The organism is Plantactinospora soyae (assembly GCF_014874095.1).
Classification (GTDB): Bacteria; Actinomycetota; Actinomycetes; order Mycobacteriales; family Micromonosporaceae; genus Plantactinospora; species Plantactinospora soyae.
In genome coordinates this window covers 860335-886013 of sequence record NZ_JADBEB010000001.1, presented here as the reverse complement: position 1 = coordinate 886013, position 25679 = coordinate 860335, and the positions used below count along the sequence as shown (strand labels likewise).

The following is a 25679-nucleotide window of genomic DNA, read 5'->3' as shown; positions in this document are numbered from 1 at the left end:
CCACCCGGGAAAGGCGTTGTGGGCCGTCCGGAGTAACCGACGTCAGGACAGCGGAGGACATGCCGAAAAAAGACGGAGCCATCGAGATCGAGGGCCGGGTGATCGAGCCACTCCCGAACGCCATGTTCCGGGTGGAGCTCGCCAATGGTCACAAGGTGCTGGCTCACATCAGTGGCAAGATGCGGCAGCACTACATCCGCATCCTGCCCGAGGACCGGGTCGTCGTTGAACTGTCACCGTACGACCTGACCCGAGGGCGCATCGTCTACCGCTACAAGTGAACATCGCCGGGCCGGCCCGTCGGTCCGGGGATTTCGCGAATCGCCTGATGGCGGCCGGGTGTCCGTGTCCGTCCTCAAGACTCGACGGCGTCAGTGCGCTGCCGGGCAAAGATCGGAAAGTAAGGCAACCGTGAAGGTCAAGCCGAGCGTCAAGCGGATCTGCAACAAGTGCCGGGTAATCCGCCGGCACGGCCGGGTCATGGTGATCTGCACCGACCCGCGCCACAAGCAGCGCCAGGGCTGATCCGTCACCGCGGGCCGGGAACGTGGGCCGGCGGAGTGGTCGGACAACCGGGTCGCAGATCCGTACAACAACACAAGCTCGTCCCAGCCGCGAGCAGCGAAGATCGCCTAGCGTGACCCGCAGTCGTGGCTGACCCCCGGTCGGAGGCCGGGGCCCGTCGGTTCAGGGCAGGCGGGGTGGGGCGGGTCCACACCTCCGTGAGAAAACATGAGGAGTACGCCCGCACATGGCACGGCTAGCTGGCGTCGATCTTCCCCGCGACAAGCGGCTGGAGATCGCGCTCACCTACATTTTCGGGGTCGGACGGACCCGGGCGGTCGAGACGCTCGCCGCCACCGGTATCTCTCCGGACAAGCGCGCCAAGGACCTCACGGACGAGGAGCTGGTCCAGCTCCGGAACCACATCGAGGCCAACTACAAGGTAGAAGGCGACCTGCGCCGCGAGGTCGCCGCTGACATCCGCCGCAAGGTCGAGATCGGCTGCTACGCAGGCATCCGGCACCGCCGGGGACTGCCTGTCCGTGGCCAGCGGACCCGTACCAACGCGCGGACCCGGAAGGGCCCGAAGCGGACCGTCGCCGGCAAGAAGAAGCCCGGCAAGAAGTAATAACTAGGAGCGCACAGACTTATGCCACCGAAGGCTCGTGCCGGGGCCGCCGTCAAGAAGGTCCGGCGCAAGGAACGCAAGAACGTCGCCCATGGGCAGGCGCACATCAAGAGCACCTTCAACAACACCATCGTCTCCATCACGGACCCGACGGGTGCGGTCATCTCCTGGGCCTCCGCAGGCCAGGTTGGCTTCAAGGGTTCCCGCAAGTCGACTCCGTTCGCCGCGCAGCTGGCCGCCGAGGCCGCCGCGCGTCGGGCCATGGAGCACGGCATGCGCAAGGTCGACGTGTTCGTCAAGGGTCCCGGCTCCGGCCGGGAGACAGCCATCCGTTCGCTGCAGGCCGTCGGTCTGGAGGTCGGCCAGATCGCCGACGTCACGCCGCAGCCGCACAACGGGTGCCGTCCGCCGAAGCGTCGTCGGGTCTGAGAGGTAGTAGACAGAGATGGCTCGTTACACCGGTCCCGACTGCCGCCGTTGCCGTCGGGAGAAGATGAAGCTGTTCCTCAAGGGCAGCAAGTGCGATGGCCCGAAGTGCCCGTTCGAGTCCCGGCCGTTCCCGCCTGGACAGCACGGGCGTGGGCGTACCAAGGAGACCGAGTACCTGCTCCAGCTTCGTGAGAAGCAGAAGGCCCGCCGGGTGTACGGCGTGCTGGAGAAGCAGTTCCGCGGGTACTACGAGGAGGCCGTCGCCAAGAAGGGCAAGACCGGCGAGATCCTCCTGCAGATCCTCGAGTCGCGGCTCGACAACGTCGTCTACCGGTCCGGCCTGGCGAAGTCGCGTGACCACGCGCGGCAGCTCGTCAAGCACGGTCACCTGACGGTGAACGGCCGCAAGGTCGACATCCCGTCGTACCGGGTCAAGGAGCACGACATCGTCGAGGTCCGGGCCAAGTCCAAGGAGATGACGCCGTTCATCGTGGCGCAGGCCGAGGCCGGCTCGAAGAGTGTTCCGGCCTGGCTGGAAGCGATCCCGAGCCAGATGAAGGTGCTGGTCCACTCGCTGCCGGCCCGGGGTGTCATCGACACCCAGGTCCAGGAGCAGTTGATCGTCGAGCTCTACTCGAAGTAGTTGTCCCGGCATCGCCGGTGGTCGGTTCCGGCCGGGTACGCCCAGCCGGAGCCGACCACTCCGGTGCCGAACAGTTTGGGCATCAAATAGCGGGTGCCCCGAACGAAAAGGAAACAACATGCTCATCACCCAGCGGCCGACCCTCACCGAGGAGTCGATCAGCGAGACCCGGTCCCGGTTCACCATCGAGCCGCTCGAGCCGGGTTTCGGTTACACCCTGGGCAACTCTCTGCGGCGTACCCTGCTCTCCTCGATCCCGGGTGCGGCCGTCACGTCGATCAAGGTCGACGGCGTCCTGCACGAGTTCACCACCATTCCGGGCGTCAAGGAGGACGTGGTCGAGCTCGTCATGAACGTCAAGGAGCTCTGCGTCAGCTCCGACCATGACGAGCCGGTCAGCATGTACCTGCGCAAGCAGGGCCCCGGCGACGTCACCGCCGGTGACATCCAGCCGCCGGCCGGTGTCTCGGTGCACAACGCCGACCTGAAGCTCGCCACCCTGAACGGCAAGGGCCGGCTCGACATGGAGCTGACCGTCGAGCGGGGTCGCGGCTACGTCACCGCGGCGCAGAACAAGCAGGCCGGTGCCGAGATCGGTCGCATCCCGGTCGACTCGATCTACTCGCCGGTGCTCAAGGTGACGTACCGGGTCGAGGCGACCCGGGTCGAGCAGCGTACCGACTTCGACCGCCTGATCATCGACGTCGAGACCAAGGCGTCGATCGGGCCGCGTACCGCGCTCGCCTCCGCCGGTTCCACCCTGGTCGAGCTCTTCGGGCTGGCCCGGGAGCTGGACGAGAGCGCCGAGGGCATCGACATCGGCCCGTCGCCGCAGGACGCGCAGCTCGCGGCCGACCTGGCGCTGCCGATCGAGGAACTCGACCTGACGGTCCGGTCGTACAACTGCCTCAAGCGCGAGGGCATCAACACGGTTGGCGAGCTCATCGGGCGTACCGAGGCCGATCTGCTCGACATTCGGAACTTCGGTCAGAAGTCGATCGACGAGGTCAAGATGAAGCTCGCGGGCATGGGGCTGGGCCTGAAGGACTCGGCGCCCAACTTCGACCCGGCGCACGTCGTGGACTCCTTCAGCGAGGCGGACTACGACACCGACGACTACCGCGAGACCGAGCAGCTTTAGTCCGGGGCTAGCCGGAGATCCGGCCACCCACTGGAGATCCGGCCACCCACTATTGAGGAGCACCAAGAATGCCCACGCCCACCAAGGGCTCCCGCCTCGGCGGTAGCCCCGCGCACGAGCGGCTGATCCTGGCCAACCTGGCCACCGCGCTGTTCCAGCACGGCCGAATCACCACGACCCACACGAAGGCCAAGCGGCTGCGTCCGCTCGCGGAGCAGCTGATCACCAAGGCCAAGCGTGGCGACCTGGCGGCCCGCCGTCGGGTGCTGACCGTCGTACAGGACAAGGACGTTGTCTTCAACCTGTTCGACCAGATCGCGCCCCGGTTCGCCAACCGCAACGGCGGCTACACCCGGATCGTGAAGACCGTCCCGCGCAAGGGCGACAACGCGCCGATGGCGATCATCGAGCTGGTCGAGGAACTGGTCGTCGCGCCGGAGGCCCCGGCGAAGAAGACCGCCGCGCGCAAGGCGGCACAGCAGAACAAGGTCGAGGCGCTCGCCCCGGACGAGGAGACCCCGCGTGCCTCGTCCAGCGCCGACCAGGACGCCGAGGCACCGGAGTCGGTCTCCGGGGACACCGCGGCGGCCCGCGAGGACACGGACGAGGCTGACAACAGCAAGTCCTGAGTACGGAGCCGCCCGTGGCCCGGCATCCCTCGTGGGGTGTCGGGCCACGGCATTTCCCAGCCCCGTTCGTCGAGCAGTAGGTGGTCGTGGAGCAGCAGGTGGTGGTCGAGGACGAGGCGGACGGGAACACCCGAGTACGGCTGGACGTCGCCTACGCCGGCGCGGACTTCTCCGGCTGGGCCGCCCAGCCCGGTCGACGTACCGTCGCGGGAGTGCTGACCGAGGCGCTCGGGATGATCGTCGGAGCGGGTCGGGCGACGGGGTTGACCGTGGCGGGGCGTACGGACGCCGGGGTGCACGCCACCGGGCAGGTCTGTCACGTCGACCTGCCGTCCGCCCTCTGGCGGCGGTGGTCGGGAACGCTGCTGCGCAGGCTCGCCGGAGTGCTGCCGCCCGATGTCCGGGTACGCGCCGTCACCGAGGTGCCGGCCGAGTTCGACGCACGGTTCTCCGCGACCTTCCGACGGTACGAGTACCGGGTCACCGACGCGCCGTACGGCGCCGAGCCGCTGCGCCGGCACGAGGTGCTCGCCTGGCCCCGCCCGCTGGATCTGGGGGCGTTGAACCACGCGGCGGCGGGACTGGTCGGCGAGCACGACTTCGCGGCGTACTGCCGGCGCAAGGAGCACGCGACGACGGTGCGCGCACTGACCCGGCTGGACTGGCGGCGGGACCCGGACGGCGTACTGGTCGCCACCGTGCAGGCCGACGCGTTCTGCCAGTCGATGGTGCGGAGCTTGGTCGGGGCGATGCTGGTGGCCGGTGACGGGCGGCGTCCGGTCGACTGGCCGGGTGGCCTGCTCGGGCGTCGGGAGCGGGCCAGCGAGGTGACCGTGGCGCCGCCGCACGGGCTCGCCCTGGTCGCGGTCGGCTACCCCGAGAACCCGGTCGAGTACGCGAGCCGGGCGGTGCAGACCCGTCGACTGCGCCTGCCGGCGTCGTCCTGACCCGACGCGGGTCCGCCGCCGCTGCCGGAGCCGTTCCTAGTTCGGGGGCTGGTCGGGGCCGGCCGACCCGGACGGGTCGACCGCGGCGGTGGCGCGCTGCTCCAGGACCTTGCCCCGCAGGTAGGCCTCGATCATGTCGGTGAGGACCTGCCGGGCGAAGACGTCCTCCTCGCCGATGGTCGTGCCGTTGGTCTTCGCCACGACACAGTAGATCAGGAAGTGTCCGCGCTCGTGCCAGCCGGCCTGGGCCGACTCCCGGGCGACGGCCTCGGTGCCCCGACCGGCGGCCAGGCCCAGGAAACGTCCCTTCTCACCGGTCACGATCGGCTGGATCTTCTCGCGTGCCGACGTCGCCCCGGCCGCGTCCGTCAGGTTGACGATGCCGGCCGTCGCCACGTAGGCGCCGGTGGGTGAGCGCACGGTGCCTCGGACGAACTGGCTGCAACCGAGATCGACCAGGAGGGCGCCGAGCTCGCCGTCGGCGACCAGTTCGCAGTCCTCCGACGCCTGCGTCTTGAGCAGCTCGTACTTCGACTCCTCGGCGGCGATCACGATTTCCTTGCCGGGGAACACCTCTTTGACGGTGAGCGGTGTCGGATCGGCGGCCCGAGAGCTGATGTCCCGGTTCAGGGCGCCCGGCGGGGGCGTGCTGTCGGCGGTACGGGCGTCCCGGCCGTACGGCTCGTCGTTGACGAAGAAGTAGGAACTCAGTCCGCAGATTCCGAGCAGCACCAGTACGCCGAGCGAGCCGACGACCCACTGCCAGGTCCGTTTGGAGGTCCGTAGCGCCCCTCTGGCGCCGCCGACCGGCACGAGTGCGGTCGAGGGTGCCTCGGCCGGTTTGGTCGGCGTGGTGGCCGTCTTGGCGGCCGGCGCGGGCGTCGCTGCCGGCGCGGGCGCGCGATCCGGGCCTCCAGGGCGGGCCGGGGGCTGCGACCGTGGTGCGGCCGGTGGCGCGGAGCGTCCGCCCGGCGCCGACCCGGGCCGGGCGCCACCGGGTGGTCCGGAGCGGGCGGCGTTGGGTGGTCCGGAGCGCGGTCCGACCGGTGATCCCGCTGCCCGGTCCAGCGGCGGAGCGCCGGGCGGTCCCGAGCGGGGGCTGGGCGGCGGCCCGGACCGGGTACCGCCGGGTGGTCCGGAGCGGGCGGCGTTGGGTGGTCCGGAGCGCGGTCCGACGGGTGATCCGGGTGCCCGGTCCAGTGGTGCGGCGCCGGGTGGTCCGGAGCGCGGTCCGACCGGTGATCCGGGTGCCCGGTCCAGTGGTGCGGCGCCGGGTGGTCCGGAGCGCGGTCCGACCGGTGATCCGGGTGGGCGCTCGGGCGGTGCGGCACCGGTACGCCCGGATCTGCCCCGCTCGTCGACGGGTCGGGGACCGCCCTCGGGCCCGGGACCGACCGGTCGGGTTCGCGGGGACGGCACCGGGCCCCGGGCCGGCCCGGAGTCCGGACCCGGCCGGAGCGCTCCGGCGGAACCCCGGGTGCCGGCTCGGCTGGCCGGGGAGTCGGGTAGGACCGGTCCACCCGGTCGCCGCCCGGAGGACGGGTCGGAACCCGGCGGAGGTGGTGCGGTCCTTCCCATCGGTGCCCGCGGCGGTAGTCCCCGGTCGTCGCGGCGTTCCGCGGGTCCGGCGCCTGATGTCGGGCCGGTCCGGCCGACCGGCCGGCGTCCGGCCGGCGGCGGGACCGACTCGGGCAGGACCGGGCGGGGCGGATCCTGGTCGGCCGAGGGGGCCCGGCGCTGCCGTGGTGCCGGCGTCGACCGACGGCCGGGCGCCCACGGTTCTTCGGGGCCGGGGCGGAACGGCCCGTCCGGTTCCGCCGGATCGGGCTGGGCGCGACGCCGGCCGCCGCCCGGGGCACGATCCCGAGGCTCGACGGTCCGGGGCGGAAGCGAACCCGCCGTAGGGGTACGCGTCGGCGGCCTCGGCCCACCGGTGGGGGGCGGCTCGCCGATCGGCGCCGACCGGCCATCGGAGTACGGACGCGTACCGGCCGGTGCCGCCCGGTCGGCGGGAGCCGGTCTGGCGCCCGGGATCGCCCGGTCACCGGGGATCGGTCTGCCGCCCGGGCCCGCCGGCCTGGCGCCGGGGGGCGGCCCACCGCCGGGAGCCGGCCTGCCGCCCGGAACGGGCCGGCCGGTGGCACCGGGCCTACCCCCGTGGGCGGGCCGGTCGTCGGGGGCGGGCCTGCCGCCGGGTACGGGTCGACCGGGGGGCATCGACCTGCCGCCCGGAGCGGGCCGTCCCGGAGCCTCGGGGCGGTCCGCCGGAGTGGCCAGGTGGCGTCCACTGTCGGCCGGACGTGGTGGCCGGCCCGGCCTGCCGAGCGGCGGGTAGCCGTCGACCGGGCCGGGGACCTCGGGTTCCGGTGCGCCGTGCCGCGACCGCCGCGACCGGCCCGGGCCGTCGGCCGGGCCGACGGGGCCGGCGGCCGGGCGACCGTACCCGGCGCCGGGCGGACGTCGGTCCGAGATGGACGGATCGAATGGCGGGACCGCCGGCGGCCCGTCCGGCCGCTCGGGATCGGAACGGCGCCGGCCGGCCCGCCCGGCCGGCGGACCGGCCGCCTCGTCCGGGTCGACCGAAGGCTGATCGGCGCGATCTCGTCGCGACCGTGGCGGTTCGCCGCCCGGCCCAGATCCGCGCCCGTAAACCATGTCGCACAGGGTAACGGAAATAAATGAGAGCCGGCTTCCGCGGATGAATCACGGTTGGTGAACGAGCGGGCATATGGCGCGCAAGCAGGCGAAGCCGGTGGCCTGACCACCGGTCGAGGCGGTGGGCGCGGTAGGCGAGAATGCGTGGCGTGACCGGCGACCACTATTTCAGCATCGATCCCGCAGTCGGCGCCCAGCGGCGCGACGTGACGTTCTCCGTCGAGGGGCACGACTACGCGCTGACCTCGTCGACCGGGGTCTTCTCCGCCGACCGGCTCGACGCGGGCACCGCCGTACTTCTGCGCAAGGCCGAACTGCCCGGGCCGGAGACCTCGGGCGCACTGCTCGACCTGGGCTGCGGGTACGGGCCGATCGCCTGCGTACTCGCCACCCGGGCGCCCGCGGCGCAGGTCTGGGCGGTCGACGTCAACGCCCGGGCCCGCGAACTCACGGTGGAGAACGCCGAACGGCTCGGTCTCGCCGACCGGGTCCGGGTCGACGCGCCGGACGCGGTACCGGACGACGTCACCTTCGCCCAACTCTGGTCGAACCCGCCGATCCGGGTCGGCAAGGAGGAACTGCACGGCATGCTGCGGCGCTGGCTCCCCAGGCTGGCCCCGGACGGGGTGGCGTGGCTGGTGGTGGCCCGGCATCTCGGCGGCGACTCGCTACAGCGCTGGCTGGTCGAGAACGGCTGGCGGGTCGAGCGGCACGCCAGCCAGAAGGGTTACCGGGTGTTCCGGGTCAGCCGGTGACGGCGCCCGGCGGGCCGACCCGGGCGGCCCGCTCGACGTCCGACCGGCCGGAGTCCGCCAGTCACTGTCAGTAACTCGCTGTCGGTGAGCGGGGCGGTTCGGGCAGGATGCCTGCGTGGGATACGTGGACGTCGCCGGAGTCGGGTACACCCTGCCGGACGGCCGGCAGCTGTTTTCCGAGGTGTCCTTCCGGGTGGGCGAGGGCGCCAAGATCGCCCTCGTCGGGCCGAACGGCGCCGGCAAGACCACCCTGCTCCGGATGGTGGCCGGGGACCTGCCCAGCCAGACCGGCGGCATCGCCCGGTCCGGCGGTCTGGGCGTGATGCGGCAGTTCATCGGCATGATCGGCGACGAGTCGACGCTGCACGACCTCGTACTGTCGCTGTCGCCGCCGGCACTGCGGGCGGCGGGGAAGCGGCTCGCGGCGGCCGAGGTCGCACTGCACTCCGCCGAGGTACGCGGCAAGTTCAGCAGCGCGGCCGGCAAGGCCCAACTGGCGTACGCGGAGGCGCTGGCGGAGTGGGGCGAGACCGGCGGGTACGACGCCGAGGTGCTCTTCGACACCGTCTCCACGATCGTGCTGAGTCTGCCCTGGGAACGCAGCCGGACCCGTCCGGTACGCACCCTCTCCGGCGGGCAGCAGAAGCGGTTCGCCCTGGAGTTGCTGCTCCAGGGCGCCGACGAGGTGCTGCTGCTCGACGAGCCGGACAACTTCCTCGACGTACCGGGCAAGAGGTGGCTGGAGGGGCGGCTGCGCGAGTCGTCGAAGTCGGTGCTGTACGTCTCGCACGACCGTGAGCTGCTGGCCCGGACCGCGGACCGGGTGGTCGCGGTGGAGGGTGGCGGGGCCTGGGTGCATCCCGGCGGCTTCGACAGTTGGCACGCGGCCCGGTCCAGTCGGCACGATCGGCTGGAGGAGCAGCGCCGACGGTGGGACGAGGAGCACCAGAAGCTGCGCGAACTGATGCTCATGTACAAGCAGAAGGCGGCCTACAACAGCGGCATGGCCTCCCGTTACCAGGCGGCGCAGACCCGGTTGCGCAAGTTCGAGGAGGCCGGGCCGCCGCCCGTACCGCCGAAGGACCAGGACATCCGGATGCGGCTGACCGGTGGGCGTACCGGCAAGCGGGCCATCGTCTGCGAGCAGGTCGAGATGGAGGACCTCACCTTCCCGTTCGACCTGGAGGTCTGGTACGGCGACCGGGTGGCCGTACTCGGCGCGAACGGGACGGGAAAGTCGCACTTCCTCCGGCTGCTCGCCCGGGGCGGCACCGATCCCGATCCGGGCAACTCGCCGGTGGACGGTGGTCCGACGCTCGCTCCGGTCCGGCATGGTGGCGTGGCCCGGTTGGGGGCCCGGGTCCGGCCCGGCCACTTCTCGCAGACCCATGACCGGCCGGAACTGATGGACCGGACGCTGGTCGAGGTGCTGTGGCGGGGCGACGAGCACCGGACCGGAATGGACCGGCACGCCGCGATGGCCTCGCTGAGCCGGTACGAGCTGGCCGGCCAGGGCGACCAGCGGTTCGGGACGCTGTCCGGCGGTCAGCAGGCCCGGTTCCTGGTACTCCTGCTGGAGCTTTCCGGGGCGACCCTGCTGCTGCTCGACGAACCTACCGACAACCTGGACCTGGCCTCGGCCGAGGCCCTGGAGACCGGCCTGCGGGCCTTCGAGGGGACGGTGCTGGCGGTCACCCACGACCGGTGGTTCACGCGTTCGTTCGACCGCTTCCTGCTTTTCCGGGGCGACGGCGACGTGGTCGAGACGCCGGAACCCGTCTGGGACGTCGGCTGAGTCGTTCCCGGTTTCCGGCCGGGGGAGCGGCCGGCTGACGGGACGGCACCGCGTGGTCACCGGGCGTAAGGCGACGGGCCCGGTATCGTCCCTGCTGTGATCCCGCCCACAGCCGGCAGGTCGCGTTGGTGGCGCAGGGCCGCGCAGGTCGTGGTGACCGTCGGGTTGCTCGGCTTCCTCGGCTGGTCGATCTCCCGACGCTGGTCCGAGGTCCCGGGCGTACTCGACGAACTGTCGCTGCCCGGGCTCGCGCTCGCCGGGCTGGCCGCCGGGCTGGGCGGGATCTTCGGCTTCCTGGCCTGGCGGGCGATCCTGACGGACTTCGGGGCCGCGCTGCCGCTCGTCGCCGCGACGCGGATCTTCTACGTCGGGCAGTTGACCAAGTACCTGCCCGGCAAGGTCTGGCCGATTCTCGTCCAGGCCCGGCTGGGCCGGGCGTACCAGGTGCCGGGGCGCGCCTCGGCGGCGGCGGCGCTGTTGACCATGCTGATCTCCCTGGGAACCGGGCTGCTGCTCACCGCCGCCGCACTGCCGCTGCTCGGTGAGCGTGCGTTCGCCGGTCTCCGGTGGACCCTGCCCGTCCTGCCGGTGGTGCTGGTGCTGCTCTGGCCGCCCCTGCTCAACCGGATGCTGGGCCGGCTGCTGCGGCTGGCCCGGCGGGAGCCGATGCCCCGGGCACTGTCGCCGCGCGGCGTCGCCGGTGCCGTCGGCTGGTCGCTGGCGGCCTGGCTCGCGTACGGGATGCATCTCTGGCTGCTGCTGGTGGATATCGGTGCCGGCGGGCCGGAACTGCTGGTCCCCGCGGTGGGCGCCTTCGCCGGCTCCTGGTCCATCGGGTTCCTGCTGGCGGTGGCGCCGGCCGGGGTGGGGCCCCGGGAGGTGGCGCTGCCGCTGCTCCTCGGTGCCACCGTGGTCCCGTCGGCGGCACTGGTCGTCGCCGTGGTGTCCCGACTCCTGCTAACCGCCGTGGACCTGGTCCTGCCTGCAATGGCGGTATCGGCCGAGTGGGCCCGACGCCGCAGCGGCCGTCGGCCGGGCACCGGGGCGACTCCGAAGCCGCCGCCGACTCCGCGCCCGGCTGAGCCACCGACCGTGCCGGGTCCGGCACTGGCTTCGGCCGGAGGAGGTCCGGCGCCGGCCGTCGCCGGGATGGGTCCGCCGTCAGATCCGGCCGGGATGGGTCCGGCGTCAGATCCGGCCGGAGTGGGTCCGGCGTGCGGGCCGGTCGCGTCGACGGTGGACCGGGCGGAGAACTCGGAGTCGGCGACGCGCCAGCAGTGACGACGGAACGTGCTGCCCTGGGTACTCCGCGCTACGCTGCTCGCCGTGCGTTGGCTGGTCTTCGGGAGCTACGACGTACGGCGGCATCCCCGGGTCGGCGTACTCGTCGAGGGGCTCCGGGCGGCCGGCGACGAGGTGGACGAGGTGAACGTCCCGCTGCCGCTGGACACCGCCGGCCGGATCGCGATGCTCCGGCAACCGTGGCGGCTGCCCGTACTCGTCGGTCAACTGGCCCGGTGCTGGGCCCTGCTGGTCCGGCGGACCCGGCCCTACCGGCGCGGTGCGGTCGAGCCGGTCCCCGGCGACGGCGGGATCCGGGGTCCGGTCGACGCGGTACTGGTCGGCTACCTCGGGCACTTCGACGTCCACCTGGCCCGGCGACTGTTCCGGGACACCCCGATCGTGCTCGACCATCTCGTCTCCGCCGCCGGCACGGCTCGGGACCGGCGGCTCGCCGCCGACGGCGGCCTCCGGGGCCGGTTGCTCCGGGCGATCGACACCGGGGCGCTCCGGCAGGCCGACACCGTCCTGGTGGACACGGCCGAGCACCTGGCCGGACTTCCGGCGCCGGACCGGGACCGGGCGGTGGTGGTACCCGTCGGTGCCGGCGTCGAATGGTTCGCCGCCGGTGCCCGTACCGCCCGGTGTCGTTGGCCCGGCGCCGCCGGTGGCGCCGATTCCCCCGCCCCGTCCACCGGCCCCGGGACCCCGGGCGGCAGCACCGCCCGCCCGCGCCTGCGGGTCGTCTTCGTCGGACTCTTCACCCCGCTGCACGGCACCCGGACCCTGGGCGCTGCCCTGGCCGAACTCGCGACGGAGCGGACGATCGAGGTGACCGTGGTCGGCACCGGCCAGGACTATTCGGACTGCCGCCGGCTCGCCGCCGGCAATCCGGCGGTGACCTGGTACGACTGGGTGCCGGCCAACGGACTTCCCGCGCTCGTCGCCCGGCACGACGTCTCGCTCGGCATCTTCGGCGAGACCGAGAAGGCCCGTCAGGTGGTGCCGACCAAGGTGTACCAGGGGGCGGCGGCCGGCTGCGCCATCGTCACCTCCGACACCGCCCCGCAGCGCAACGCGCTCGGCGACGCCGCGCTGTTCGTGCCGCCCGGAGACGCCGCCGCGCTCGCCGACGCGCTCCGGGAACTGGCGGCCGACCCGGATCGGCTCGCCCGGCTGCGGCGGGCCGCCCGGCGCCGGGCCGTCGAGCGATTCTGGCCCGCCATCGTCGTCGAGCCGATCCGGCACCGGGTCTCGGCCACGGTGCCGCCGCAGGCCGTAGGTCCGGTGTCGGAAACCGGCCAGGCCGGATGCCGGTCTCGGCCCGCTTGATGTCGTAGTCGGTGCGGTGGAACTGCCGGAGCGGGCCGGACCGCTCCGGTGGGGCTGATTCAGGACGACGACGCGGGGTCAGGACGGGGTGAGAGCGTTCCGGACGGTGGCGACCGGGACCAGTGCGTACGGGCCGTCCCGGGCCACCACGCCGGCCTCGATCGACCCGGACAGCCAGTCGGGCGGCCGTTCCAGGTTCACCAGCACCAGGTCGCCGGCCCCGGGAACCGGGTCGCTGCGGAGGATCTCGGGGGTGAGCATCTGGGGCGTCAGCTGCCAGTAGTAGGCGAGCCAGCGTGGACTGGTGATGGCCGGCCCGGCCACCCAGGCGTACCGCTGGCCGACCGACGGCGGATGTGCGGCGACCAACCGGCCGGCCCGGGCCGGCTCGGCCAGCAGTCGCTGCCCGACCGGACCGAGGACCAGGGTGCCGAGGTACGTCCCGAGCGCGGCTCCGATCAGCACGGTCACCGCCACCCGGGCCGGGCGTCGGGCCGCGAGCCGGCTCGTCGTCCGGGCCACGGTCCGGGGCGCCCGCCGAAGTGCCGCCCGGGGCCCATTCCCGGTCACCGGCGGGATCGGCGCGGCGGGTGCCTCGCCGGGCCGGCCGGACAGACGGCCGGCGACCCGGTCGAGGAGTACCCCCATCCCGACCAGCCCGACCACCAGGCCCGGATAGGACCAGTACGAATGCATGTAGGCGCCGTTGTTCAGTCCCACCACCCAGAGCACGGTGAACCCGGTCGCCATCGCCAGGTAGCCACGGCTCCGCCGGTCCAGTAGTCCGGCGACCATGGCCAGCGGGAGTGCCCCGAGATACCAGACCGGCAGCAGGCTGGACGCGAAGTACGCCTGCCGGCGCAGGAACCGCCATACGGTGTGGCTGCCACCCGTGCTGCGCAGCTCGGCCTGACCGCCGAGCAGGGTCAACCCGGTCACCCCCACCACGAAGGCGAGGCTGAGCACCAGCCCGGCCAGCATGCTCGCCCCGACCAGCACCGTCACCCGGTCGATCCGCCGGGCCGCGAAGAGCCAGAGCCCCAGGACGGCGGCGGACACCATGCCGGGCCAGGAGACCAGTGTGCTCAGCAGGGCGGTGGCGCAGGCGGCGGCGACGAGTCCCGGCGACGGGTCGGGTCGGGCACGCAGCCGGACGACGATGGCGGAGAGCGCCAGGATGAGGCCGAGGTCGAACATCAGTGGGCTGTAGACCCAGTAGAAGGGTGTGGCCACCATCAGCCCGAGGGCGAGCAGGGTCGCGGACCAGCGGATGCCGAACCCGCGCAGCAACGCGGCCCCGGCCGGGATGATCAGCAGCGCCAGCAGGTACGCCGGCAGCCACACCTGGTACTCGCCGTCGCCGGGCAGCAGACCGGTGAGCGCGGTGAGGAGGTTGAGCAGCGGCGGATGGTGGGCGTACGGCGCCGAGGCGTACGGCTGCCAGTCGGCCCCGAACTGCGAACCGAGCAGACCCTGCTGCTGGAGGTTCCGCAGATGCAGGGCGTACCGGCCGATGATCCGGCCCAGGTGGTTGTCGCCGAACGGTGCGTTGAGCCACGGTATCCAGGTCATCGCGACCGTGGCGGTGAGCGCGCCGACCATCCACCAGCCCCGGCGCTCGACCCGTCGTCCCGGGTACGGCACGGTGGCCGTGCTGGTGGGCGCGGTGGGGCCGGTGGCCCCGGTCGGCCCGGCGTCGGCGGTGGTGGCCCCGTCGATCCCCCGTTGCCGGCCGGCGGTGTCCCGTACCCGGTCGACCATGCCCCACATCCGGAAAAGCTCGGCGACCGTGGACATCGCTCCGCTCACGGGCGATTTCCGGGTGACCACTCGATTCTGGAGCGCACGATCAGATCGGCGAGCATGGCGACCGCCCCGATGATCAGGCCGGCGCAGAGCAGCAGCACGGTATTGGTGGCTATCCGGACCGGATGTGCGATCAGGTCGTAGGCCACCTTTCCCGATCCGACGGTCAGCAGAAGGAGCGACGGTGGCATGAGGACCTTGAGTGGATTGAAGTACATCACCATTCGCAGTACCTGGAGGATGTAGCGGTACGCGTCGCGTACGAAGTGGAACTTCGACGATCCCGACCGCCGGGCGTAGGCGATCGGCAGGTAGTGCACCTCGTGCTGGTTGTGCAGGAACGCCATCGTGATGGTGGTGACGCAGGAGAAGCCGGGCGGCAGCAGCCGGAGGTAGGGCAGGGAGACGTGACGGCGAAATGCCCGGAGCCCGGAATTGAGGTCCGGAATGCGGGTGCCGACCAGCCGCTCGGCGATCTTGCGGATGAGCCACTTCGCCGGTATCCGGAGCACCTTGTGTGACCCCTGTTCGCTGGTCCGCGCCCCGACGACCTGGTCGATCTGCGGGTCCCGGAGCAGCAGCCGGACGAATTCCGGAATGCGCTCGTTCGGGTAGGTCATGTCCGCGTCGGTCCAGACGACGATGTCGCCGCGCGCCTGTTCCGTACCGATCCGACGGGCCGTACCCGAACCGCCGTTACGGCGGAACGCCATTACCCGCAAATGTGAGAAACGGCTGGCGGCCTCGCGCAGGACGGTCAGGGTGTCGTCGGTGGAGGCGTCGTCGATCGCCAGTAGTTCGTAACGCAGTCCACTGCGGTCCATCGCCGTGGTGATGCGCTCGATCTCGGTGAGTACGTGTGCCTGCTCGTTGAAACAGGGCAGCACCACGGTCACCTCGACCGGCGTGTTGTGGTCCCTGCTGACCTGGGCGGGGACGATCGACGTCTCCGCGCCGGGGCGGTCGAATCGGCCGTTCACCGTCATGTGAACCCACGCCTCCGACAGTCGCGCGACGACCAGGAACGGTATGTTTATCGCAGTGGTCGCCGGATTCGTGCCCACGATATAGCAGTTTCCCGAGTTCGCACGCGACGCGCCGTCGTCGGCGATTTCGGCGGTCATGAAACAGTTTTGTGAATTGCTTTCCGCCGTCCCTGCCGGGATGGACGGCGGCGGAACACCGACCCGGCGCCGGGCGGCATAGGGTTGATCTCGTGACTGAGATGACCTATCGCCGGCTGGGCGACTCCGGGCTCGTGGTGTCCGTCGTCGGGATCGGCTGCAACAACTTCGGCCGCAAGCTCGACGCCACCGGCACCCGCGCGGTCGTCGACGCCGCGCTCGACGCCGGAATCAACTTCTTCGACACCGCGGACATCTACGGGGAGCCGCACGGCGGCTCGGAGGAGCAGCTCGGCGCCGCCCTGCGCGGCCGACGGGACGACGTGGTGCTGGCGTCGAAGTTCGGCATGGACATGTCCGGGATGAACGGACCGGACCACGGTGCCCGGGGCGCCCGGCGGTACGTCGTACGGGCGGTGGAGGCGTCGCTGCGTCGGCTCGGCACCGACCACATCGACCTGTACCAGTTCCACGAGCCCGATCCGGGTACCCCGATCGAGGAGACGCTGAGCGCGCTCGACGACCTCGTCCGGGCCGGCAAGGTCCGCTACCTGGGCAACTCCAACTTTGCCGGCTGGCAGATCGCCGACGCGGACTGGACCGCGCGTACCCGGGGTCTCACGCCGTTCGTCAGCGCGCAGAACGAGTACAGCCTGCTGCGGCGCGACGTCGAGGCCGAGGTGGTGCCGGCCGCGCAACGGTTCGGGCTCGGACTGCTGCCGTTCTTCCCGCTCGCCGACGGGCTGCTCACCGGTAAGTACCGGCGCGGGACCACCCCACCGGCGGACAGCCGACTGGCCGGCGCATCGCCGCGCTACGCGGCCCGGCTCGCCTCGGCTCCCTGGGGCACCATCGAGGCGATCGAGAAGTACGCCGGCGAGCGCGGTCTGTCCACCGTGGAGGTGGCGATCGGCGGACTGGCCGCCCAGCCGGCGGTGACCTCGGTGATCGCCGGGGCAACCACCCCCGAGCAGGTACGCGCCAACGCCGGCGCGGCACGCTGGCAGCCCACCCCGGAGGACCTCACCGCCCTGCGCGCCCTCCTCTGACCCCGCCCGTGCCCCATCGACCTGGACACCAGAGGCGCTAAGCGAGGTCGTTCACGCCTCTGGTGTCCAGGTGAGCCCGGCGTTCCCGGATGGCATGGGTTACCTGGGCAATGGTCTGGTGGGGGTGTCGGAGGACGTCGTCGGCGATGAAACGGAGCACGATCCAGCCGGCGGCCCGCAGCGCGTTCAGCCGGGCGACGTCCTGGCGGAAGTGCGCACGCTCGCGGTGGTGATCGCCCTCGTACTCCAACGCGATATGCCAACGTGGATAGGCCAGGTCGACCCGGCCGACGAAGCGTCCCCGCGCGTCGAACACCTCGTACTGTGCCGTCGGCGGCGGCAGACCGGCGTCGAGCAGCAGCAGGCGGAGACGGGTCTCCATCGGTGACTCGCTCAGCGGTTCCGCCAGCCCCAGAACCCCACGTAACAGGGCCGCCCCGGGCCAGCCGGGATGTGCGGTGAGGTAGTCGCCGAGCGCGGCGGACTTCACGAGCCGGCGGTTCAGCAGGGCGTCCACCGCCACCACCGCCTCGGTACGCGGTGGCTGCCGGCCCAGGTCGAACGCGGTACGCAGCGGCGTGGTGACCGGCAGCCCGCCGAACCGGGTCACGTCGTCGGCGGACAGGCTGGCGAGCGCGTACCGGACCCGTGGCCGGGTGCGGGGCCGGACGGTGCCCGGTACCAGTGCCGTGACCGGCGCACCCCGGGCCAGCAGGGGTACGCCCCACAGGTACGCGGCACTCGCGCCGCCGATGGCCGCCCCCGTCGGCAACGTGAGGGCGACGGCGTCGCACCACATCCGGTGGTCGTCCTCCCGGTAGCCGTCACGGTGGACGTAGACGTCGGGCAGTAGCCGGCGCCAGGTCCGTCCCCGCAACATGCTCCGGGTGATCAGCCCTTCCGCCACGGCGGTACGGGCGCGGAGCGGCAGGAACGCCAGTCGTGGCGGGATCCGGGGCGGACGAGCCATCCGGCCAGCCTGCCGGCTCGTCCGCCCCTCCGCTGCCCCGTCCACCGCCCGCGCCACCGACCCGCCGAGTTCGGCCCGGACCGCCCGTACCCGGGGGGACAGGCCCGTCGGGCCGAAGCGACGGCGGTCGGCCGTCGACCTGGACAGCAGAGGCGTCAAAGGGGGTTGGTTACGCCTCTGGTGTCCAGGTGAGGTGCTGCGGGACCCGGCCGGGCTGGCGGGCGGTTGATCGGCGTTGGTGCGGCGTTTCTGGTGGCAGGGCGGGGGATCAGGTGGTCGGGCGGCGCCGGAGGCGTACCAGCAGGGCACCGAGGGTGGTCGCGGCCGCGAGGGTCAGGGCGGCGCCGGCCACCCACCACAGCCAGCGGGTGGAGCCGCCGGCAGGTTCCGCCGCGACCGGCTTCGGCGGGGAGGCCGGGGGCGGCGCGGACTGCGCGGCGCGGGCCTGCACGACGACGCGTACCTCGGCGGGGGTGGGCTTGGGCGCGGTGACCGTGACCTGCCAGCGGCCGGGGATGAGGACGGGCCCGCTGCTGTAGAAGCCCTGGCCCTCACCGGCCGGGTCGAGCTGGAGCGGGCCGACCCGCCGGCCGCCGTCGGCGACGGCGGTCACCACCAGCCGGACGCCGGTGTCCAGCGGATGGCCGTCGTCGTAGCTGGCCCGCACGGTGATCCCGGTGGCGCCGTCACCGGCGACCGCGAGCTTGATCTTGTTGCCGTGCGCGGCGGCCGGTGCGGCCGGTGCCAGCCCGGCGGCCAGGAAGAGCGCACAGAGCAGCGGTACGAATGCCCGGGCGCCCCGCCTGCGCCCCGGTGGACGGACCGGATCTCGCCGGGAGGCCGGCCCTGGTGGTACCCGACGTCGGGTGCGAGGTCGCATCGGAGGAGCTCCTTCCCAGCGGTCGTACCGCCGGAGCCGGTGCGGGGGCGGCCACCACCCGGTGACCGCCCCCGCCTCTACCTGACTGTCCGAACCACCTGGACTACAGCTTCCCGCCCCGCTTCACCCGGGTCGGGTCCTCGGTCAGCCGGCCGGTGCCCTGCACCGATCTGCCGTCGTTGGCCTTGACCCCGGTGGCGGTGGCGCTGCCGCCGAGCCGCACGATCATCGCGTCGGCGTCCCGGACCAGTACGTCCCGGACCTCCGCCTCGGCGACCAGCCCGGCGTCCGCGGCGAGTGCCTTGAACTGACCGAGCTGCTTGATCGCCCTGTTGTCGTTGCCGTCCGCCTCCGCGTCGCGGACCGTGGCGAGCTTGTTCGACAACTGCTTGTGCCCCTTCGCCGACAGCCGACCGGTCGCCTTGAACCGGTCCAGCAGCATCTGCATGTCCCGGAACGAGGTGGTGACGAAGAACCGTACGGTCGAGGTCGTCGAGTTGCCGGCCTTGTCCGTCGCGGTCACGGTCAGCTCGTGCAGGCCGAGCGGCAGCTCGTACATGGCCTGCAGGGTGTTCGGCTGGTACGGGCGGCCGTCCAGCGTGCCCACCGTCGCCTTGATCCCCGAGGTGGGGTCGACGGCGGACCAGTTCACCCGGACGTCCTGGCTGTCACCGTAGAGCTGGCCGTCGGCCAGGCCGGAGACCAGCACGGTCGGCTTCACGCCGTCGATCTTCACGATCGCCGACTTGAGCGTCTCGGCGTTGCCGGCGGTGTCGGTGGCCCGGTAGAGCAGCTCGTGCTGCCCGTCCCCGGTCACGTTCACCGGCTCGGTGTACGGCGTCCAGGCGCCGCCGTCGAGCGACCACTCCAGCGTGGCGACGCCCGATCCGGTGTCGGTCGAGGTCAACGTCACCGGGATGGTGCCGCTGTGCCAGCCGTCGTCGGTCGGCGGCGCGAACGCCGCGCTGCTGACCGGGGCGGTGGCGTCGATCTTCACCTCGACCGACCTCGTCTCCTCGACGTTGCCGGCACCGTCCGCCGACCGGAACCGCAGCGTGTGCGGCCCGTCCCCGGTGACCTGCACCGGTTCGGCGTACGCGGTCCAGGTGGTGGCACCGTCGAGCTGGTACTCGGTCCGGGCCACCCCGCTGCCCCCGGCGTTGTCGGTGGCGGCGAGGGTCACCGTCACCGGTCCGGTGTGCCAGCCCTCGACCGGCGTACCGGAGACGGTGGCGGTGGTCACCGGGGCCGCCTCGTCGACCGTCTCCGTACTGAGCCGGAAGTAGTCGAACGCGACGGTCTTCGAGGCGGTCTGCGCGGCGCCGAGGCTGAACAGACCGACCCGGGGGTCGGCACCCAGAGCGGCGTTGGTCAGCGGCGCCAGCTCAGTCCAGGTCGTCCCGTCGGCCGAGTACGCCGCCGTGTAGGTGTCGCCCACCTTGGCCAGCCGCAGGTGCCACACCGCCGTGGTGAGGTTCGTCGCCTGGGGCTGCGGCTCCTGCACCACCGCCGCGATCTCGCTACGGAACTCGATCCGCCGGTTGACCGGCTGGCCCACCGTGTTGTCGGCGATGAAGTCGAACTTCAGGTAGTTGTCGTCGTCGCCGTACACGATCAGCCCGCCCTGCTGGTACTGCTCGTCCAGCAGGCTGCCGTCGACCCTCGTCTGGATCGTCCAGTCGCCCTCGGGCGCGGACTGGAGGATGAAGTTCGTCGGCCCGGTGTTGTTGCCGGTGTAGATGTCACCGTTCGGCACGTCGATCCGGAGCGCACCGTCGGCGACCCGGTACGCCGCCGGGTCCTCCCGGACGATTCCGTCCCACCGGCACTTGTCCAGCGCGGTCCCGGTGAACTCGTCGGACGGGGTCACCGGTCCGGCGGGCTCGTCGGGGGTGATCTGGAACCAGTCGAAGCTGGCGTCGATCACCGGGGCGACGGTGCCGCCGTTCAGCGCGAACAGCCCCACCTTCGGTGCCTCGATGCCGGCCAGTGCCGCCGGCCGCCCGATCGGGGTGAAGGTCTGCCCGTCGGCCGAGTAGGCCGCCGTCAGGTTCGTCCCGTCGCTGGTCAGCCGCAGGTGGATCGTGCCGCCGGCCGGTGCCGCCACCGAGTCGGCCGCATCGTTGCGCGGCGTACCGGCGGTTTCCCGGATGAACTCGACCCGGCTGCTGCCCCCGTAGAGCAGGTCCAGCTTGGCGTAGTTGTCGTCGTCGCCGTAGACGATCAGACCGGCCTGCTGGTAGTCCGCCGCCGCCGCCAGGTTCAGCTTCGTGGTGGCCTGCCAGCTTCCGCTCGGGGCGGGTTGCAGCACGAGGTTGGTGGCGTCGTTGCGGGTGCCGTACAGGTCGCCGACCGAGGTCGGCAGCACCAGGGCGCCGTCCCGGACCGCGTACAGCTGGTTCTCCCGGACCACCGTCGACCACCGCGCCTTCTCCAGCGCGGTACCGGTGAACTCGTCCGAGCGGGCCCCGAAGCACGAGGTGTTCGGCGCCTCCACCTTCACCGTCACGTACGCCGACGACTGGGCGCCACGTGCGTCGGTCACGGTCAGGGTCGCGGTGAAGTTCCCCGGGGCGGTGTACGTGTGGTTGGCGTCGGGGCTGCTCGACGTACCGCCGTCACCGAAGTCCCAGGCGTACGTCAGCGGGTTGTCGCCCTCGGCGTCCGTGGCGGTGCCGTCGAAGCTCACCGCGACCGGCGCGGTGCCGGTGGTCGGGGTGGCGCTGACCGCCACCGTCGGCGGGGCGTTCTCGGTGACGCCCCGGCCGAGGAAGTCGACCCAGTTGACGTTGAGGATCGCGCCGGTGCCGCTGGCTCCGACCGGGTTGCGGGCCACGAAGAACAGCGGTCCGCTCGCCGTGCTCGGGGCGGCCAGTTCGGTCGAGGCGTTGGTGAAGGTCTGCCAGCCGCCGGTGTCCGGCACGGTGGCGGTGGCCAGTACCGGGCCGTCGACCGCACCGGCCCGTACCTCGATCCGGGCGCCGCCGCCGGCCGAGGAGGCCCGGAACCGGAACCCGGTGATCCCGGTCAGGTTGGTCGGGTCGAAGGTCCAGTAGTCGCCGTCCTCGATCCAGGCGATGTTCTCGAAGCCGCCCTCGACGTCGGTGGTGGCCTGGGTCTGTACGCCCGGGTCGCCGGTGCCGACGGCGTCCGGCGCCCGGCCGGTGGCGGCGAAGTACTCCGCCTGCTTCCGCTTCGGCTGCAACTGCTCGATGGCCCGGCCGGTCAGCGCGGCGGACCCGCCGGCTCCACCGCCGTCGGTGTAGGTGGCCTCGAGGACCGCGAACACGTTGGCGTCGGCGCCGTGGCTGGCCGCCAGCGAGGTCTGCACCACGCCCTCGCAGCCGACCTGCTCACCCATCGGATGCGCGTGCTCGTCGTGGCCGAGGAAGTACTGCAACTTCACCCGGTCGCAGTCGATCGTGCCGTCCTCCGGGTCGGTCACCTTGACCGTGTACTTGACCTGGTCGCCCCAGTCGAAGAAGCCGCCCTCCGGCGGGAACTCGATGGAGACCGTCGGCGCGGTGTTGCCGACCGTCACCGGTACGTTCGCGACCGCGGTCCGGCCGGTGTCGTTGGTGACGGTGAGCTGGGCGGTGTAGTTGCCCGGCCCGCTGTAGGTGTGGGTCGGGTTCGCGTCGGTGGAGGTGCCGCCGTCGCCGAACGTCCAGGCGTACGTGATCGGTCCGCCGTCCGGATCCCGGGAGCCCTCGCTGGAGAACGCCACGGTCAGCGGGGACGGGCCGGAGGTCGGGTCGGCGGTGGCGACGGCGATCGGAGCCCGGTCACCGGCGATGTACTCGATCCGGTAGATCCCGGAGTTGTCGTTGTTGCCGCCGAAGCCGCTGCCCCACTCGATCAGGTACAGCGCGCCGTCCGGCCCGAACTCGAAGTCCATCGGCCGGATGAAGGTCATCCCGGCGAAGAGCTGGTTGATGTCCACCAGGGACTTGCCGTCGTCGGTGACCTGGAAGGCGTACATCTTGTTCTGGTTCCACTCGCCGAACATCGCCTTGCCGTCGTAGTACGCCGGCCACTTGCGCTCGGAGGTGTTCGCCGGGTCGTACCGGTAGACCGGCCCGCCCATCGGGGCACCGCCGCCGCCGATCTCCGGGAACAGCGGGTTGCCGCTGTAGTCGTAGTCGACGGTCGCCGGGATCGCCGGCGGCAGGTTGGTCAGGCCGGTGTTGTTCGGCGAGTTGTTCACCGGGGCGGCGCAGTCGAACTTCGCCCCGCTCGGCCCGGACGGGAACTGGTAGTCGTTGTACGCGTAGTTCGCCCCGTGGCAGTACGGCCAGCCGTAGTTGCCGGGCTGTCCGACGATGTTCCACTCGACGGTGCCCTCCGGGCCACGGTCCGGGTTCGCCGCTCCGGCGTCCGGGCCGTAGTCGGCGACGTAGAGGGTGTCCGACTGCGGGTCGACACCGATCCGGAACGGGTTCCGGAAGCCCATCGCGTAGATCTCCGGCCGGGTCTTCTCGGTCCCCGGTGCGAAGAGGTTGCCCGCCGGAACCGTGTAGGAACCGTCCACCTCGGGATGGATCCGGATCACCTTGCCGCGCAGGTCGTTGGTGTTGCCGGAGCTGCGCTGGGCGTCGAAGTCCTGCCGGCCCGGCCGCTCGTCGATCGGGGCGAACGAGTTCGACTCGAACGGGTTGGTGTTGTCGCCGGTGGCCAGGTAGAGGTTGCCCTCGCCGTCGAACGCCATGCTGCCGCCCGCGTGGCAGCAGGTGTTGCGCTGGGTGTCGACCTGGAGCACCACCTTCTCGCTGGCCAGGTCGACGGTGTCACCGGTGACGGTGAACCGGGACAGGTGGTTGCGCGGCCCGCCGCCGTTCGGGGCGTAGTAGAGGTACACCCAGTTGTTGGTGGCGAAGCCGGGGTCCAGCCGGATGCCGATCAGCCCGTCCTCGTTGCCGGTGAAGACGTCGAGGTCGGCGGCGGTGACCGTGGTGCCGGTGTCCGGCTTGATGATCTGGACCCGGCCGTCCCGCTCGATGTAGAAGACCCGCCCGTCCGGCGCGACGTCCAGCTCCATCGGGTTGTTGGTGTTGCTGTCCAGGCTGATCTTCTCGAAGCTGCTGGTCAGCGAGGCGGAGCAGTCGGCCTCCACGGCACCGGCCGCGGTCTGGATGCCACCGAGGAGGTGGGCCAGGAACTCCGGCTCGGCGTACGACTGCTGGGTGTGCCCACCCGCCGTGTACCAGGCCCGGCCGCCGTCGTAGTCCTGGCACCAGGCGAACGGGTGGTCGGCGCCCATCGCACCCGCGCCGGGGGCGTAGCTGGTCTCGTCCAGCGAGGCCAGCACGTGTACGTCGGCGCGCGGGTTGTCGCGGAAGTTGTACCACTCGTCGTACCGGGACCACTCGTCCGGCAACGTCTTCGTGGACTCGTGCGCGTGGTCCTCGACCTTGATCGTGGCCTGCTGGTTGGCCGGATGCGAGGCGAAGTACGCCCCGACCAGTTCGCCGTACCAGGGCCAGTTGTACTCGGTGTCCGAGGCGGCGTGCACCCCGGCGTATCCGCCACCGGCCTGGACGTAGCGCTCGAACGCGGCCTGCTGGTCCGGGTCGAGCACGTCACCGGTGGTGGAGAGCCAGATCACCGCCTGGTACTTGTCCAGGTTGGCGTCGGTGAACGCCGCCCCGTCCTCGGTCGCGTCCACGGTGAACCCGTTGTCGGCGCCGAGTTGCTGAATGGCGGCGATGCCGGCCGGGATGGCGTCGTGCCGGAAGCCGGCGGTCTTGGAGAAGACCAGCACGGAGAAGGGGTCGGCCTGTGCCTGTACCTGTGCCGGCGCGGGCAGGGCGACCGGCGCGGCCGAGGCGGCGTGCGGGGTGGCGACCAGCACGGTCGTGCTGAGGGCCACCGCCGCGAAGGCGCCGAGCAGGCCACGCATGGGTCTGTGTCGGAGACGGGAAGAGGGGAGGGTACCGCGATAGCGGTGCGGGCTGGACACGAAGGATCTCCTTCGTCCGATGAGGACAGCGGGGATCCCGGGTCGGTTCGCCGAAGGCCGCCACGGGTGCGGGAAACGGTCGGTGCCCGCCGAGGCCCCGACCGCGGAATTTGCCTTGTCGTTGAGCAAAACTAGGGCCGGCGACTGGCCCGCCGGAATACGGCGACGAGGTTATTCCGGTAACGGTTGAGCAACGAGAACGAATCATCCGGATAGGACAGACAAATCCCCCTGGGTGGGGTCTGGCCGGGTTGGCACGGCGATCCGTGGTCAGGGGTTCACCCTGTGCGATGGGTCACTGCCCTTTACGGCACCGTTACCGGCGACGTACGCTCGCCGACAAGTAACCCACGGGAGCCCGGTGAACCGGGCTGAGAGGGGGGCTACCAGCCCCCGACCGTCGAACCTGATCCGGGTAATGCCGGCGCAGGGAGGAGTGTTGCCGTGTTCTCCATCGGACGACTTCACCTCATCACCGACAGCCGGCCGGGGCGCGAGCCACTCGCCGTGGTCGAGGCGGCGCTGTCGGTCGCCGGTCCCGAACTGGTCGTGCAGGTACGCGTCGAGGACGACGTCGACGACCGGACGGCGTACGAGCTGGCCGTCGCGGTCGCCGCCCGGTGCGCCGCCGTCGGGGCGTCCTGCCTGGTCAACGACCGGTTACACCTCGCCCTGGCGATCGGGGCGGCCGGCGGGCACGTCGGCGCCCGGGACCTGCCGGTGCACGCCGCCCGCCGGGTGCTCGGCCCCACGGCGGTGCTCGGCGCGACGGCCCGCGACCCGGAGACGGGGGCGGCGGCGGTCGCGGCCGGAGCCAGCTACCTCGGCGTCGGCCCGTGCCACGCCACCAGCACGAAGAACGGCCTGCCTACGCCGATCGGCCCGGAAGGGGTCCGCCGGGTCGCCTCGGCCGTCCCGGTACCGGTGATCGCGATCGGCGGCGTCACCCCGGACCGGATTCCGGCCCTGCTGGCCGCCGGGGCGTACGGGGTGGCGGTGGTCGGGGCGGTCTCCTCGGCCGCCGATCCGGCCCGGGCCACCGCCGACCTGCTGGCCGCGCTCACCGCACCACCACCTCCGGCACCCCGGGACCGGGGACCATTTCCGGGGCCGACGCCCCGGGAAGGTTCCCCGGTCTACCGGCGCGGTGCC

At 71.9% G+C, this 25679-nt stretch carries 19 protein-coding genes, 1 pseudogene and 1 riboswitch; of the genes and pseudogenes, 14 read left to right on the top strand and 6 right to left on the bottom strand.

The annotated features are described in order from the left end of the window. Positions 1-59: 59 nt before the first annotated feature. The 8 genes from infA to truA all read left to right on the top strand — a co-directional run bounded on the left by infA (position 60) and on the right by truA (position 4921). The gene (infA, locus tag H4W31_RS03840) at positions 60-281 is read left to right on the top strand and encodes a translation initiation factor IF-1 (RefSeq protein ID WP_007073013.1); all 222 of its coding nucleotides are present in this window, start codon (positions 60-62) and stop codon (positions 279-281) included. A 130-nt stretch (positions 282-411) separates the two neighbouring features. Next, entirely contained in the window at positions 412-525 is a 114-nt protein-coding gene (rpmJ, locus tag H4W31_RS03835; RefSeq protein ID WP_012184307.1) for a 50S ribosomal protein L36, read from the top strand. 226 nt (positions 526-751) lie between these two features. Next, positions 752-1132: a 30S ribosomal protein S13 gene (rpsM, locus tag H4W31_RS03830; RefSeq protein ID WP_192765382.1), complete on the top strand. Its 381-nt coding sequence runs from the start codon at positions 752-754 to the stop codon at positions 1130-1132. 21 nt (positions 1133-1153) lie between these two features. Beyond that, positions 1154-1561 (top strand): 30S ribosomal protein S11, encoded by a 408-nt coding sequence (gene rpsK / locus H4W31_RS03825; protein WP_030329919.1) that lies wholly within the window; start codon positions 1154-1156, stop codon positions 1559-1561. Positions 1562-1577: 16 nt separating this feature from the next. Further along, entirely contained in the window at positions 1578-2204 is a 627-nt protein-coding gene (rpsD, locus tag H4W31_RS03820) for a 30S ribosomal protein S4 (RefSeq protein ID WP_192765381.1), read from the top strand. A 118-nt stretch (positions 2205-2322) separates the two neighbouring features. Beyond that, positions 2323-3345: a DNA-directed RNA polymerase subunit alpha gene (locus H4W31_RS03815; protein ID WP_192765380.1), complete on the top strand. Its 1023-nt coding sequence runs from the start codon at positions 2323-2325 to the stop codon at positions 3343-3345. Positions 3346-3413: 68 nt separating this feature from the next. Next, positions 3414-3974, top strand: a complete 561-nt coding sequence (rplQ, locus tag H4W31_RS03810) for a 50S ribosomal protein L17 (protein WP_192765379.1) — start codon at positions 3414-3416, stop codon at positions 3972-3974. An 86-nt stretch (positions 3975-4060) separates the two neighbouring features. Further along, a complete protein-coding gene (gene truA / locus H4W31_RS03805) occupies positions 4061-4921 on the top strand; it encodes a tRNA pseudouridine(38-40) synthase TruA (protein ID WP_318783008.1) in 861 nt (286 codons plus the stop codon). 36 nt (positions 4922-4957) lie between these two features. Here the strand turns inward: truA and H4W31_RS03800 are convergent, their stop codons facing one another. Next, on the bottom strand, positions 4958-5734 hold the full coding sequence (locus H4W31_RS03800) for a hypothetical protein (protein ID WP_192765378.1): 777 nt from the start codon (positions 5732-5734) through the stop codon (positions 4958-4960). A gap of 1991 nt (positions 5735-7725) precedes the next feature. Between H4W31_RS03800 and H4W31_RS03795 the strand changes: the two genes are divergently transcribed. The 4 genes from H4W31_RS03795 (at position 7726) to H4W31_RS03780 (ending at position 12739) form a co-directional block, all read left to right on the top strand. Continuing rightward, positions 7726-8331: a class I SAM-dependent methyltransferase gene (locus H4W31_RS03795; RefSeq protein WP_192765377.1), complete on the top strand. Its 606-nt coding sequence runs from the start codon at positions 7726-7728 to the stop codon at positions 8329-8331. Between the two features lie 115 nt (positions 8332-8446). After that, positions 8447-10126: an ABC-F family ATP-binding cassette domain-containing protein gene (locus H4W31_RS03790; RefSeq protein WP_192765376.1), complete on the top strand. Its 1680-nt coding sequence runs from the start codon at positions 8447-8449 to the stop codon at positions 10124-10126. 96 nt (positions 10127-10222) lie between these two features. Next, on the top strand, positions 10223-11407 hold the full coding sequence (locus tag H4W31_RS03785) for a lysylphosphatidylglycerol synthase domain-containing protein (protein ID WP_192765375.1): 1185 nt from the start codon (positions 10223-10225) through the stop codon (positions 11405-11407). A 45-nt stretch (positions 11408-11452) separates the two neighbouring features. Next, entirely contained in the window at positions 11453-12739 is a 1287-nt protein-coding gene (locus tag H4W31_RS03780) for a glycosyltransferase (protein ID WP_318783007.1), read from the top strand. Positions 12740-12817: 78 nt separating this feature from the next. Here H4W31_RS03780 and H4W31_RS03775 read toward each other — a convergent pair whose 3' ends face one another. Further along, complete coding sequence (locus tag H4W31_RS03775) at positions 12818-14548, bottom strand: ArnT family glycosyltransferase (protein WP_192765374.1); 1731 nt, start codon at positions 14546-14548, stop codon at positions 12818-12820. Then, the gene (locus H4W31_RS03770; RefSeq protein ID WP_225945378.1) at positions 14545-15669 is read right to left on the bottom strand and encodes a glycosyltransferase family 2 protein; all 1125 of its coding nucleotides are present in this window, start codon (positions 15667-15669) and stop codon (positions 14545-14547) included. Before H4W31_RS03770 ends, H4W31_RS03775 begins: the two co-directional genes overlap by 4 nt. A gap of 101 nt (positions 15670-15770) precedes the next feature. Between H4W31_RS03770 and H4W31_RS03765 the strand changes: the two genes are divergently transcribed. Next, positions 15771-16718, top strand: coding sequence for an aldo/keto reductase (locus H4W31_RS03765; RefSeq protein WP_192771822.1), 948 nt, complete (start codon positions 15771-15773; stop codon positions 16716-16718). A 37-nt stretch (positions 16719-16755) separates the two neighbouring features. Here H4W31_RS03765 and H4W31_RS03760 read toward each other — a convergent pair whose 3' ends face one another. The 3 genes from H4W31_RS03760 to H4W31_RS03750 form a co-directional block, all read right to left on the bottom strand. Next, complete coding sequence (locus H4W31_RS03760) at positions 16756-17847, bottom strand: endonuclease domain-containing protein (protein ID WP_225945377.1); 1092 nt, start codon at positions 17845-17847, stop codon at positions 16756-16758. 109 nt (positions 17848-17956) lie between these two features. Beyond that, positions 17957-18568: a hypothetical protein gene (locus H4W31_RS03755; protein ID WP_192765373.1), complete on the bottom strand. Its 612-nt coding sequence runs from the start codon at positions 18566-18568 to the stop codon at positions 17957-17959. A gap of 103 nt (positions 18569-18671) precedes the next feature. Continuing rightward, positions 18672-24467: a ThuA domain-containing protein gene (locus tag H4W31_RS03750; RefSeq protein WP_192765372.1), complete on the bottom strand. Its 5796-nt coding sequence runs from the start codon at positions 24465-24467 to the stop codon at positions 18672-18674. Positions 24468-24867: 400 nt separating this feature from the next. Beyond that, positions 24868-24977: riboswitch (TPP riboswitch) on the top strand. Between H4W31_RS03750 and thiE the strand changes: the two are divergent. Continuing rightward, positions 24972-25592, top strand: a pseudogene (gene thiE, locus H4W31_RS03745) (thiamine phosphate synthase); the annotation flags it as partial. (Overlaps the previous riboswitch by 6 nt.) Positions 25593-25679 lie beyond the last annotated feature (87 nt).